The organism is Schaalia sp. ZJ405, assembly GCF_011038885.2.
GTDB lineage: Bacteria > Actinomycetota > Actinomycetes > Actinomycetales > Actinomycetaceae > Pauljensenia.
In genome coordinates this window covers 786,365-799,982 of record NZ_CP064952.1, presented here as the reverse complement: position 1 = coordinate 799,982, position 13,618 = coordinate 786,365, and the positions used below count along the sequence as shown (strand labels likewise).

Below are 13,618 nucleotides of genomic sequence, written 5' to 3'. Positions count from 1 at the left end.
TGCGGACGTCGGCTTACAGTGTCCTCCATGACGCGCAAGAGAACACGTGGAAGCGAGGAATTTCTCGTCGACAACGCAACGGCATCTATTCGATGGGATGGGTCTCGCGCGACTCTTTTCCTCGACGGCATCGAATCGTCAAGTATCGATGTGGATGATCCGACGTATCTTGAGTTCGAATACATGCAGCATATGACGTGCGTCGTCGACTCGGTGTTTCCCGATCACGCGATCCGCGCGATTCACCTCGGCGGTGCGGCGTGCGCACTTGCAACGGCATGGGCACATTCACGGCCCGGTTCACGCCAGACTGCCATTGAGATCGACGGTGCTTTAGCTCGGGAGGTCCGTCAACGTTTTCCTCTGCCCCCATCCCCTGATCTGCGGATTCGTGTGGGAGATGCGCGGGAAGTTCTCGGAACGTTGCGCCCATCCAGCGCCGACGTCATCGTTCGGGACGCATTTTTTCACGGCGCCGTACCACCGGCACTCAGAACCCTCGAATGCGCTCGCGAAGCCTACGAGGTTCTGCGACCCGGCGGCCTTTACCTGGTCAATTGCGCCCACGGTGGTCAGGAAAATGCGCGCATCGATATCGCGGCGTTGCGCGATGTTTTCGATGAGGTGGTCTCGATCCAAGATCCGAAAGTTGGTCGTTCAGGCAGGCGCGGCAACATCGTCGCCATCGCCGTCAAAGACCACTTAGATGGGGACGAGGACGAACCTGTTCTTCACTGTGATGATGTGGATCGCAGGCTTCGTCGTCTCCCACTCCCCGCACGCATCACGGACTCAGACTCGTTAAACAAGTGGATCGCTGGGCACAAGCCTCTCAGTGATGCGCTGGTGGGATGGCCGCAGTCAGCGGCCTCGCCGTCGTTGACTTCTTAAGGGCCAACCATCCCATGCACCGTCGATTTCTTCGGTGCGACCCTCCGGTCATCACCTCAGATACGCGCCGGACAATCCGGGGTCATTCCTCAGCGGAGACGTCGGAATCTGCCGCTCGTCCTCGTTCATCGGGCTGCTCACCCCCGGTGAAACCCTCAGACTCTGGGATCCCCGCATCTTCCACGTCCGCTGACTCGGGCGCCCGGTGGCGGGCCGACGAGGGACGCACGTAGGTCTCGGGGGATTCCTGACGTTGACGAACACGCCGCAGAGCGGCTTCGAGGGTATTGGAAGGTGCTTCAACGGCCTCCGGAGTTTCAGGCTGGTGAGCGGAAGAATCGGAAGAGTCCTCGTCAACGTTGAGCCGCGACACATTGGCCAGGTAGGCCTCGATGACATCGCCGATATCTTTCGACTGTTTCGAGGCAACACCCAGCGGCGCATTCTGATCGAGGGCGTTGAGCGGGATTGCTGTTCCGTCGTCTCCGGCCCAGGCGTCGTAATGCTCTTCAAGGGCGGAAACGGTCTGAGAAATTTCGGGGTGCTCCTCAACAAGCTCACGGATCGCCGTCTGGTCTTTCGCCGCCCCCTGTTCGAGGTCACCAACGGGCAAAGACAGGTCCGTCATGTCAGATATGGAGCCAAGCAAAGCGGATGCGGCTGCCGGATAGGGGGTTTCCGTCATGTAGTACGGAACCGCTCCCAGTAATGTCACCCCGTTCATTCCCTGCTCGGCAAGTCGGGTCTGAAGGAATGATGTTGCCGGCGCGGGGAACTGCATGATGTTGGCCATGTGTGGCTGCTCAGGGATCAGCGACCGATCCGTGGCTTGAACATGGACGGGCACCGGACGCGTATGCGGAACACCCGAGGGAATACCGTGGATCGAGAACACAATTTCAACGCCGGCGTCGTGGGCAAGGGAGGCCACGATCCGGGCAAAAGTTTCCCATTTTGCATCCGGTTCGGGTCCGTGGAGCAAGAGAATTGGCTGCCCAAGATCGTCACGCACCACGTCGAGGACGATCTGGCGAGTCTCCATGTCAGCAGTCACCCAGTCTTCGAGGGTAATGATTGGCCGGTGTGAGCGATAGTCAATAAAGAAGTCCGAATCGAAGGTGGCAACGCGTTCGACCGGGAGGGAACGCAGAAGCTGTGACACGGCGATCCGTCCGGCAAGTCCGGCGTCCATAGCGCCATCAAATTGCACAAGGAGGATCCGGGACCGCGCGCCCTGCGCGGGCCCCATCGTAAAGAACTCGCTGTCCCAGCGGGTATTCACTCATGCCTCCCGATTCTTCATTCCAGCGCCCCACCTCGCCACCCAAAATGGAGAGTCACCCTTCGCGCAGCACGTCCCAACACCGCCAAGACTCTCCGCTGCTGGAGATGATCCGACGGCAATGGACACGCCACCGCCGATGTCCACCACTGTGGGTCTATGGGATATCCACGCTACCTGTCTTGAGCCCTTTCGTCTTGCGCGACGGCAAAATTGAGCCGTGGGCGAATACGCGCGGATTCGGGGAATCTGAGGGATAAAACTCACCCCACAGCCAGCGAAAATCAGGCAGAATAGATGGCCGATTCTTCCTACCCGGCCGATTCCATTGATGGGGAGGCAGCATGCCCGAGGGCGCACCCACGCACAGTGGTGACTCATCACCCGATCTCACAGACGACGGGCGATCTGAGCGCGAGGGTCGTGGGAGCACCGCCTCACTTCCGGAGCAGGATTTCGTCACCCGCGCATATCGTCGTCTCGACGAGCTCCGTGAGTCCTACCGCACGTCTCAGCAGCGCACCCACGCCGTCCACGGGGTTGGCAACGCTCAGGCATGGACGGAACGTGAGGCCCTCTCCTCTCACCTGGGCGACATGGCGGCCAGACTCGAAGGCGTTGAGGAACGCCTCGTTTTTGGTCGACTCGACTGTGAAGATTCAACTGTTCGCCACATTGGGCGCACCTCGCTGTCTCAGACCGACGGTTCTGTCCTCCTCATCGACTGGCGTGCCCCCGCGGCGCAACCCTTCTACCAGGCAACTGCGGTCGACCCGCAGGGCATTGTCCGTCGCCGCCACATCACCACACAGGGACGGCGGGTCACAGCCCTTGAAGATGAGCTTCTGACCACAGACTCGCCCCGCGTGTCCGACCTCGATCTTCACGGCGAAGGCGCGCTCATGTCTGCCCTTGAATCGGCACGCGACGGACACATGGGTGACATCGTGTCAACGATTCAGGCCGAACAGGATTCAATTATCCGAGCCCGCGAGCGTCAACTCATCGTTGTCCAGGGCGGCCCGGGCACAGGCAAGACTGCGGTGGCTCTTCACCGAATTGCCTATCTGCTCTATGCGGAGCGCGAACGCTTGGAACGGTCGGGGGTTCTGCTCATCGGCCCGTCAAGGATCTTCCTGCGCTATATCGAACAGGTTCTTCCCTCACTGGGGGAAACGGGAGTTGTCTCGATGACTCTTGGGGACTTGGTTCCAGGTATTCGCCCTCAGGTGTCCGATTCGGAGTCCGTCGCACAGATCAAGGGCCGCACCGCGTGGGCGCGCGTCCTCAAGGAAGCCGTTCGGTTGATTCCACGGGTTCCAGCAGAGGATGTGAGGCTTCGAGTGTGGAACCGCGACGTGGTGTTACGCCGAGAGGACGTGAAAGCTGCCCGCACAAAGGCCAGGCGTTCGGGTCGTGCGCACAACCGTGCCCGAGAGGGGTTTGCCCTTGAGCTGATGGATGTCCTCGCAACGACGTTGGCTCGGGCGAGCGGGGACGTGGATTCTTCCGGTGTTCCCCTGCCCGATGAGAAGAAGGCGTGGCTGGCGGAGATTCGCGATTCTCTTGATGCGCGCCGGGCAATTAACTTGGCATGGATGCCGACATCGGCTCCCGATTTTCTCCGTCGGTTGTTGTCCTCTCCTGCGTTGCTCGCTCAGGCGAATGAACGTGCCGGTTCTCCCCTGTCAACGCGCGATTGTGCCGCCGTTGAACGTCCGCGCTCAGCGGAGTGGACATTCTCAGATATTCCCCTCCTCGACGAGCTTGAAGAGCTGCTCGGCCCACTTCCAGGGTCTGCTCAGTCCCCTCGCTCTGGGGATTCTCGCGGTGACATTGAGCGAGCACAGCGCGCTATCGAGGGGCAGGGACTTGGCGACGGTATCGTCACCGCCCAGATGCTTGCCGATGCGACACGCGATGAGCCCCGCTGGGTTCCCCTGTCTGAGCGTGCCGCTGCGGATCGATCGTGGACGTACGGGCATGTTGTTGTTGATGAGGCTCAGGATCTGTCCCCGATGGCGTGGCGTGCTCTGCTGCGTCGATGTCCTTCGCGCAGTTTCACCGTCGTCGGTGATCTTGATCAGCGACGTGGCCAGCATCGTCCTCGTTCATGGGCTGAGGCTCTGGGTCCGGCGGCACGCGCACTGGAAGCTGAGTTCGCACTCACCGTGTCCTACCGCACTCCCCGCACGCTTACGCGCATTGCTCAGGCCGTCATGGCGCGGCTGGGCGAGCCCGTCACTTACCCGATGACTGCGGTGCGTGACGTTGATGGGGCGTATTCGACCGTTCATGTTCCCCTCGCCTGCGTCTCCTCTTCTATTGACGAGGACGAGGCCGCACCCTCGTCACCCGAGGAAAACCAGGCACCCGCGTGCGAGCTGGGGCTTTGCGCAGACTCACCTGTGTCACGCGAGGAGGACCCTCTTTGGCGCGCGGCTTGGGACGCGGTTGCTCGCGCAACGTCACGGTTGGATGACGTCTCGGGGCTCCATTCGGGCCGAGTTGCGGTCATCGTGTCTGACGAGAGGGCTCGCGCATGGGGTGGTGACCTCACCGGGGAGCGGACTCTCAGCGAACGCGTGACCGTGTTGAGCGCTGCGGCAGCGAAAGGACTGGAATTCGACTCCGTTGTCATCGTCGAACCCCACGAGGTACTCACCGGCGGTGCGGGTGATCTTTTTGTCGCACTGACCCGTGCAACTCACGATCTCACAGTCGTTCATTCCGGTGATCTCCCCGCGGGAATGGACGAGTGGGGAGATGATTCCTAGCACGTCGTTGCCCGGGGACGACGCTCAAACGGTGGCGAACCACACGTGCATTTTTCGGCCAGGATCCGGTCATAATTCGTCTCTCTCCCGGTTACTCTGGCACCATGAGACTATGACACGTGCACTTCTCCTTGAAAATCCCCATGCGATCGCCGACTCCATCCTCACAGACAGTGGAATCGACGTCATCCGCGTCAAAGGCGCTTTGGATGAAAACGAACTCATTGACGCCCTCGACGGAGTGGATTTCCTTGGGATTCGATCGAAAACCAACGTCACTGCACGCGTCCTGAAAGCACGACCCCACCTCCAAGCAATCGGTGCGTTCTGCATTGGGACAAATCAGATCGACCTGGCGGCCACGCAAGCCCACGGCATCACCGTCTTTAATGCCCCGTATTCAAATACGCGATCCGTTGTTGAACTCGCCATCGGCGAAATCATTGACCTCACCCGCCGCGTCACAGTCAAGAACTCCCGTATGCACCGAGGAATCTGGGACAAGTCAGCGGAAGGCTCCCACGAGGTTCGCGGACACACCCTCGGTATCATCGGCTACGGGAACATCGGCACACAGCTGTCAGTTCTCGCCGAAGCAATGGGGCTCAACGTCATTTTTTACGACGCTGCTGAACGCCTCGCCCTCGGCAATGCAACCCAGATGCCAACGATGGAATCCGTGTTACGTGAAGCCGACATCATTTCAATCCACGTTGACGGCCAACCCACAAACTTGAACATCATTGGCGAACGTGAATTCCACATGATGAAACCGGGAGCTCTCTTCATTAACCTCTCCCGCGGTTTCGTTGTCGACGTTGATGCCCTCCACAAGGCTCTGGTATCCGGGCACCTCGGCGGCGCAGCAATTGATGTCTTCCCCGAGGAACCAAAGAAGAACGGAGACCCCTTCGAGTCTCCGCTGGTCAAGCTCGACAACGTCATTCTCACTCCTCACATTGGTGGTTCCACGGAAGAAGCACAGTACGACATTGGCCGTTTCGTGTCAGCAAAGCTCGCTGATTTCAACCACTCTGGCTCCACTGACATGAGCGTCAACATGCCGAATCTTCAACTGCCGATCTCCGCTGATTCGCGCTACCGCATTCGCTTGATCCACAAGAACACGCCGGGTGTTTTGGCGACGATCAACCACACCTTCGCCGATGCGGGGGCAAATATCGGCGGCCAGATTCTCTCCACCTCCGGTCCCACCGGATACGTGCTCACCGACATTTCCTCCGAGCTGCCCACCGAGGCAATTGACAAGATCCGCCAGATGAAAGACACGATTCGTCTTACCGTCACCCCACTGTGATCTCAGCTGGGGTTTGTCGCGGTGCCCGCGTAGCTGGGCTTACCCTGGCCACGCTGGGACTGGGCGCGCTGAGACCGGGCATTCACGAGGGCGTAAAAATGCCGAGAAGAATGCACGGGCTCGCTGGGACTGAGCGCCGCGTGGCGTGCGCTGCTCGCTGAATTCTCAGTATCTCGTGAAATCACGACCTAACCTACGCTAGCGTAGGATTTGGTTGTTCATCTGAAGTCACGGCACACAGGATGGGATAGAACATGTCGTTAACCACCTCGTTGCACGCGGGTTACGCCCCGGGAGTTGCAACAACCATCGACATTCCCCGTATGACGATCCCGCAGATGCTCGAGGACGTCGCTCGTCGCTACCCTGATCGTCCAGCACTTGACTTCTTTTCACGGCAAACAACATACGGTGAACTTGTTGAGCAGGCCCGCAAGGGGGCAACTGTTCTCAAACGAGCGGGCGTGAGTCCCGGTGATCGAGTCGCACTCATCATGCCGAACTGTCCCCAGCATGCTGTTGCTGTGCTGGCAACGATGCTCATCGGCGGAATCGTTGTTGAGCACAATCCCTTGGCCCCCGCCCAGGAACTTGAGCACGAGTTCGATAACCACGGGGCACGCGTTGTTGTTGCATGGTCGAAATCGCTTGAAAAACTCTCGTTCCTCGAACCCACTGTTCGCGTGTTTTCGATGGACCTGACCAAGGGGTTGCCGCGCGCATCCCAGTTCCTCCTCCATCTGCCGGTCAAGTCGGCTCGTGTTCGCAAGAACGAGTTGACGGCATCGATGCCGTCGTGGGCGATCTCGTGGGACGACATGGTCAACCGGGTTGCCCCGTGGAAGGGCGAATGCCCCTCCACTCCACGCGACATTGCTCTGCTGATTCACACGGGTGGAACCACTGGCGTACCGAAGGCTGCGGCGCTCAGCCACGAGAATCTTTTGTCGAATGTTGAACAGTCCGCAACGTGGGTGCCCGTACTCCACGAGGGCGCCGAGGTTTTCTACTGCGTTCTCCCCCTGTTCCACGCCTTTGGTTTCACCATCGGATTCCTCGCCGGGCTGCGGCTTGGTGCCACTATTGCTCTATTCCCCAAGTTTGATACGACCCTGATTCTCACTGCGCAACGCCGTCTGCCCTGTACGTTCTTCCTGGGTGTACCACCGATGTATCAGCGTCTGCTCGCCTCCGCTGAGGACATGGATGTCGATCTGCATTCCATGCGATTCTCCCTCTCAGGTGCGATGCCTCTGTCTCAAGAGCTTGCTCAACAGTGGGAAGAGGCAACCGGGGGCCTGATGATCGAGGGGTACGGGATGACCGAAGCATCTCCCATCATCCTTGGGTCACCTCTGTCGAACGCACGGCGTCCTGGCGCTTTGGGGATTCCCTATCCGTCTACAGAGATCCGGATTGTTGATCCTGAGGATCCCAGTCGTGACGTGGACGAGGGCGAAATCGGCGAACTCATTGCCCGCGGCCCCCAAGTATTCTCCGGATACTGGAACCGACCTGAGGAATCCGCTGAGGTTTTCTTAGACGATTGGCTGCGCACGGGTGATCTTGTTCAGCTCTCCGACGGTTTCATTGTCATGGCTGATCGCCGGAAGGAAATGATCAACTTTTCCGGATTCAACGTGTATCCCAGCCAGGTTGAGGACGCGGTTCGCACGATGCCGGGAGTACGTGACGTCGCTGTTGTCGGCCTGCCCGCGGGAACGTCAGGTGAAGACGTTGTTGCCGCTGTTGTCCTTGAGGCAGGTGCTTCCGTGACGCTTGCCGATTTGCGTGAGTGGGCGTCGAAGTCTCTGGCTCATTACGCTCTGCCACGGCAGATCGTTGTCATGAGTGAATTGCCGCGCACGCAGTTGGGGAAGGTCACACGTAAGAAGGTCCGTGAGCAGGTAATGAACGCGGCAGATCTGACGAAAGAGACTCTGCGCCGCCTCACCTCGAAGAAGGAACCAAAGGACTGACCCGCCGTTACTGATCCAGAAGCGTTGGCGCGCTCTCTGAAACCCGTGTCGACGAGGCTTTACGCCTGCCTCTCCCACGACCGGGGGCTTTGTCACCAGAGGCTCGTCCACGCAGTGTCGCTATAGCTTCCTCAAAGTCTTCGAGGGAATTAAACGACCGGTACACGGAGGCAAAACGCAGGTAGGCGATCTCATCAAGTTCTCTGAGGAACGGGAGAATCGCTTTGCCCACTTCGTCTGACGAGACGTTCGATACTCCGGTTGATCTCAGCTGTTCCTCAACCTTTTGCGCGAGAATCGCCAGATCGTCCTCGTTAACGGGACGCCCCTGGCAGGCCTGCTTCACCCCGGAAACAACCTTCATGCGGGAAAAGGGTTCAACGACACCCGAGCGCTTCACGACTTGGAAGGAGGACGTTTCAAGGGTGGTGAAACGCTTTTTACAGGTGGTACATTCCCTGCGCCTGCGAATTGATGCACCATCGTCGGCAATTCGGGTGTCGACGACCCGGGAATCGGGATTCTGACAGAAGGGACAATGCACGTTCTAACGCTACACGCTTTCCCCCGCTGTTGTCGTCTTCCCTGAGCGAAAACCTCGCTAGCGAACGGGAAGGACAACCTTTTGGCCGACCGTGAGTGCCCCATCAAGATTATTCAAGGACTCGATATCAACAACGATGTCTTCGAGCGGACGATCACTGGTAACACCTGCGGCGAGACTCCACAGTGATTCCCCTGCGGCAACCGAATGAACCCGCGTTTCTCCCGCATAGGCTGCCGGTTGAGCCAGAATCCCCGCTCCGATCCCCACAAGCGCCAGCACGAGCGCCACAACAACGCCCATCACGACCCGTTTGAGAACGTCTGCGCGAACAGGGGCGAGGCTCACCGTCACCGGAGCTTGACGATGCCGAGCTGAAGCGCATACAGGGCGACGATGCATTGCAGGATCTTCCTGGCGAAGCACTTGGCGGCGCCGAACTGCCGATGGTGCTGAGAAAATATCGCGGACCTGAGCCTCAGGACGATCAGGAACGACCTCAAGATGAGGACGACGCGTAGCCCCATACTCCATTCCACCAACGACCCGTGTGTTCATCACGATCATCTCCTCTTTCACTCAGAACTGATCGAACATCTGTTCGTCGAACACATGTACGATATCATGGTGTCACGGTGAAGTCGAGACCCGCTCGAACAGATGTTTCACTTTCGATCGAAACTCGCTTAACCTGACACACACAAGTGCATCAGCACCCATAGGCATTTGCGGCACCCCCTCGACTGTCCTATGAGGAAGCTCACAGGAAAAGGATGCGCCATGACCGCAGGCACACAACGAAAGGACGCTGAGATGGCACCACAGACTCCACTGAGCAAACGTCAGCGCGAGATTCTCGCGGTCATCCACGAGGCCCTTGAAAAACGTGCCTTCCCCCCATCAGTGCGTGAAATTGCCGAACGGGTTGGCCTGTCCTCTCCGTCAACGGTCAAGCATCATCTCGACATCCTTGAACGTCAGGGCTATATCCAACGCATCGCGGGACTCCCCCGCGCAATCGAGCTCTCAGCACTGGCCAAGGCCGTCCTCGTCAATGAAACGAACGCGGTGTCAGGAGGATCGCAGGCAGGTGACGTTGCGCCCGAGCACGCGGCTGAGCACATCACACCCAAAGCCCGTGTTGTTACCCTCGATATTCCCGCCGGCGCAGTTGACGACGACGGCGCACCAATCCCGCTTGTTGGGAGGATCGCTGCGGGCGCACCGATTACCGCGCAGCAGCACATCGAAGATGTTTTCCAACTGCCAACACGGATGACGGGGCGCGGAGATCTCTTCATGCTTGAGGTCTCGGGCGAATCGATGATTGATGCCGGTATCCTCGACGGCGACTACGTTGTCGTCCGGTCGCAACCCGATGCGCATGAGGGTGAGATCGTTGCCGCAATGATTGACGGGGAAGCCACCGTCAAAGTCCTCTCACGGGCCGAGGGACACATCTGGCTCCTGCCGCGCAACACCGACTATGCACCGATTCTTGGGGATGAAGCAACGATCCTCGGCAAGGTCGTCACAGTTATTCGCGCCCTCTGAACACGCCGCCTCATCAGGTCATTGACGAGGACGAACGCGCCTTCCCACACGGCGGCCCCGCGCACACAGAGCTGGCATGATCAAAGGGCACGACAACGGAACGCGGTCACCCTGGGCACAGGTGAAAATCCCGATATTCTGGCAGATCAGAAACCGAGGGAACGCGCGACCTCGCGCAGACGATCCGCGGACTGACGCAGTCCGTCACGCTCGCGCTCGGTCAGCGGTGGATTGAGGACCCGACCCGCACCAGAGCGACCAACAATCGTCGGAGCGGCCATACACACATCCGAGATTCCCGCCCAGTCGTCAAGATACGTTGATACGGTCAGCACGCGGTTCTCATCGCGCAGAACAGCACCCGCAATGTTGGCGCCGGCCAGACCGATCGCGTAGTTCGTTGCGCCTTTTCCTTCGATGATTTTGTACGCGGAGTCAACAACCTCTTGGGCGATCGATGAACGCAGTTCCGCATCGAAAGTCCGACCCGACAGCGTTGGCCCCCACTGAGTGAGCGGCACGTTGCCAATTTCAGCGGACGACCACAGAGCAACCTCGGAGTCACCGTGTTCACCGGCAACATAGGCGTGGATATTCTGCGTGGCCACACCCGTTTCGCGTGACACCAGGTAGCGCAGACGCGACGTATCCAGCACGGTTCCCGAACCGAAAACCCGGTTGCGCTCAAGTCCGGTAATTTTCATTGCCGCATAGGTGACAACGTCAACGGGGTTGGTGATGAACATAAAAACAGCATCGGGTGCAACGTTTTGCAGGTTCGGAACAATCGTTCGCATGAGGTTCACCGTTGACTCCGCCAAGTCGAGGCGCGACTGTCCGGGCTTCTGCTTGGCTCCTGCGGTGACGATCACCAGGTCAGAACCCCGGACGATCTCAACGTCATCGGAACCTTCAATCGATCCCGATGGAGTGAATTGGATCCCGTGCGCAATGTCAAGGGCTTCAGCCTCAACCTTTGCTTTGTTGATGTCGTGAAGAACGATAGAGCGCGCATCTCCACGCATCGCGCACGCGTAGGCAACGGCCGTTCCCACGGCTCCGGCACCGATAATGGCAATTTTCGAGGGACGACCTGCTGACTTAGCCGGGTAGAGGGTCTGTGCTTGCGATTCCATCGAACTCTCCGTTTCACTCGCGGGCTGTGGTCTCTGACGTACCGGACAATGTGGCGTGTCAGGCGAGAACAACGAGGCCTGTCGTCACCTGAAAGTATAGGAGAGCAGGCCTCGTCTCATCTGGGCTGATTGTCCCGTCCGCTGAGGCTGTCACGCATCACCTGAGGAATCACGTAGCCGTTGAAGCGCACTGCGCACCACGTCCGGATCCTCTGTTGGCCACAAAGGCGGCATCGATGCTCGGATGAACGCCCCGTAGGATTTCGTTGATAACCGGGAGTCGAGAACGGCAACTACTCCCCGATCCGAAACGGATCGCAACAGTCGCCCCGCACCCTGAGCCATGAGCAGCGACGCATGTGTCAGCGACACTGTGCGGAATCCGTTGAGCCCCCGACGCTCGGCATCCCGCGAGCGCGCCTGGGCGACCGGGTCCTCCGGATGTGGGAAGGGGATCCGATCAATGACGACGAGGCGACATGAGTGTCCAACAACATCGACGCCCTGCCAGAGGGAGAGGGTTCCCACGAGGCAGGAGTCGGTGTCCTCACGGAATCGGGTGACGAGGGCAGACACGGTGTCTTCCCCTTGCATGAGGATGGGAAACTCGGTGTCTTTGCGTAGGGCTTGGGCTCCTGCTTGCGCGGCTTTCCATGAGGAAAAGAGAGCGAGGGTTCCACCTCCGGCGGCGCGAACAAGGTCAACGAGTTCATCGAGAACCTGCGGCGATGGACCAGAGTGTCCAGGAGGCGGAATATGCGCGGCCGTGTAGAGGATTCCCTGGCTTTGCGGAACGAAGGGCGTGCCTACGTCGATCCCATTCCACGGTTGACCCGAGATCGATAAACCACAGTCGTGGGCGATCGACGTAAAGGAGCCACCGAGCTTAAGTGTGGCGGATGTGAGGATCGCGGGTCGGTCACCGAAACCGCGGCTCCCGAGCGCGGGGGCAACGTCGAGCGGAGCGAGGTTGAGATGTTCACTGCCGACGTCGGGACGCGTCACCCATGTGATCATCCGCTCGGGGTCCGCCGACCACGCTGCGATCGCTTCGGCGAGCTCGTCAATCGCGGCTCTGGCAAGTGTTTTCGATGCAGCATCGACAGATGAGTTCTTCAGTTCCCTTCCTGCCTGTCCAAGCGCATCGTTGACGTCGATGAGCGCGTCGCGCAGGGCTTCGGGACGTTCAACGAGTAGCCCCTCGTCCAGAGGCTCAAGCGCACTCCCCAAAGCTATTGCCCCTTTTTCGAGGGCGGAGACGCTGATTTTCGCGTGGGTGCGCAGCGTTCTGGCAACGCGGGTGACGAGGGATTGTGACAGATCCACGCGGGCTTGATCTCTTACTCGTCCGGCAAGCTCGTGTGCCTCGTCAATAACAACGGCGTTGATACCGGGAAAGAGGTCTGTGTCGCCGGTGGCGTTGATCCCAAAAAGAGAGTGGTTCGTCACGACGACGTCTGCGTCGTTGGCTGTTTCTCGGGCGCGTTGGGCGAAACATTCATTGATGAAAGGACAGGTTTTACCCAGACATTCGCGTTTCGACACGCTGGCGCGCCGCCACACAAGGTCGGGGACGCCGGGGGTCAGATCATCCCGGTCTCCCGTATCGGTTGTCTTCGCCCATTCGCGTAGGCGAATGATCTCGCGCCCACTGTCCGTTGCATATCGGTCTGCGGCATCCGACTTCTCAGTGTCGGACCCCTCGAGGGAAAACAGGGCATCCTCATCGGGATACCCGCCGGATATGCGGTTGAGGCACAGGTAGTTCGACCAGCCTTTGAGCACGGCGACGCGCAGCCGCACCCCGGTGTGCTCGGCCACAGCGTCAATAACCGCTGGAGCATCCTTGACGAGGATTTGACGTTGGAGCGCCAAGGTTGCCGTGGAGACAAGACCTCGATTCCCCCGACGTGCACAATCAACGAGGAGTGGCACAAGGTATCCCAGTGACTTACCGGTCCCTGTGCCAGCCTGAACGATGACGTGTTCGCGAGCACTCATGGCGCGGCTGACGACCCTGGCCATATCCTGCTGCCCAGAACGCGCAGCACCACCCATATGTGCAACAACAGCATCAAGGACACGTGCCGTGACGTCAACAGCCTCAGCGCTGGCGTCCTCGTCCTCGTTAATCACA

Annotated in this window: 10 protein-coding genes; 5 read left to right on the top strand and 5 right to left on the bottom strand. The window is 59.3% G+C overall.

Annotation, left to right across the window (positions count from 1 at the left end):
• The first annotated feature begins 27 nt into the window (after positions 1–27).
• Positions 28–891 carry a spermidine synthase gene (locus G7Y41_RS03280; protein WP_165315211.1) on the top strand — a complete coding sequence of 288 codons (864 nt, stop codon included), beginning with the start codon at positions 28–30 and terminating at the stop codon, positions 889–891.
• Positions 892–973: 82 nt separating this feature from the next.
• On the opposite strand, the gene G7Y41_RS03275 is transcribed toward G7Y41_RS03280, so the two are convergent.
• A complete protein-coding gene (locus tag G7Y41_RS03275) occupies positions 974–2,140 on the bottom strand; it encodes a proteasome assembly chaperone family protein (RefSeq protein ID WP_165315267.1) in 1,167 nt (388 codons plus the stop codon).
• Positions 2,141–2,517: 377 nt separating this feature from the next.
• On the opposite strand from G7Y41_RS03275, the gene G7Y41_RS03270 reads away from it, so the two are divergent.
• The 3 genes from G7Y41_RS03270 (at position 2,518) to G7Y41_RS03260 (ending at position 8,247) form a co-directional block, all read left to right on the top strand.
• Complete coding sequence (locus tag G7Y41_RS03270) at positions 2,518–4,950, top strand: HelD family protein (protein WP_165315212.1); 2,433 nt, start codon at positions 2,518–2,520, stop codon at positions 4,948–4,950.
• Between the two features lie 112 nt (positions 4,951–5,062).
• Positions 5,063–6,268 carry a phosphoglycerate dehydrogenase gene (gene serA / locus G7Y41_RS03265; protein WP_165218369.1) on the top strand — a complete coding sequence of 402 codons (1,206 nt, stop codon included), beginning with the start codon at positions 5,063–5,065 and terminating at the stop codon, positions 6,266–6,268.
• A 254-nt stretch (positions 6,269–6,522) separates the two neighbouring features.
• Positions 6,523–8,247 (top strand): AMP-binding protein, encoded by a 1,725-nt coding sequence (locus G7Y41_RS03260; protein WP_165315213.1) that lies wholly within the window; start codon positions 6,523–6,525, stop codon positions 8,245–8,247.
• 7 nt (positions 8,248–8,254) lie between these two features.
• Here the strand turns inward: G7Y41_RS03260 and nrdR are convergent, their stop codons facing one another.
• Positions 8,255–8,791, bottom strand: a complete 537-nt coding sequence (gene nrdR, locus G7Y41_RS03255; protein ID WP_165218373.1) for a transcriptional regulator NrdR — start codon at positions 8,789–8,791, stop codon at positions 8,255–8,257.
• Positions 8,792–8,848: 57 nt separating this feature from the next.
• On the bottom strand, positions 8,849–9,352 hold the full coding sequence (locus G7Y41_RS03250; protein ID WP_442984255.1) for a LysM peptidoglycan-binding domain-containing protein: 504 nt from the start codon (positions 9,350–9,352) through the stop codon (positions 8,849–8,851).
• Between the two features lie 252 nt (positions 9,353–9,604).
• Here G7Y41_RS03250 and lexA point away from each other — a divergent pair, with 252 nt between their 5' ends.
• Positions 9,605–10,345, top strand: coding sequence for a transcriptional repressor LexA (gene lexA / locus G7Y41_RS03245; RefSeq protein ID WP_165315269.1), 741 nt, complete (start codon positions 9,605–9,607; stop codon positions 10,343–10,345).
• A 146-nt stretch (positions 10,346–10,491) separates the two neighbouring features.
• On the opposite strand, the gene G7Y41_RS03240 is transcribed toward lexA, so the two are convergent.
• Both G7Y41_RS03240 and G7Y41_RS03235 read right to left on the bottom strand, forming a co-directional pair.
• The gene (locus G7Y41_RS03240; protein WP_165218375.1) at positions 10,492–11,481 is read right to left on the bottom strand and encodes an L-lactate dehydrogenase; all 990 of its coding nucleotides are present in this window, start codon (positions 11,479–11,481) and stop codon (positions 10,492–10,494) included.
• 150 nt (positions 11,482–11,631) lie between these two features.
• Positions 11,632–13,539, bottom strand: a complete 1,908-nt coding sequence (locus G7Y41_RS03235) for an ATP-dependent DNA helicase (RefSeq protein ID WP_231367396.1) — start codon at positions 13,537–13,539, stop codon at positions 11,632–11,634.
• Between the last annotated feature and the right edge of the window lie 79 nt (positions 13,540–13,618).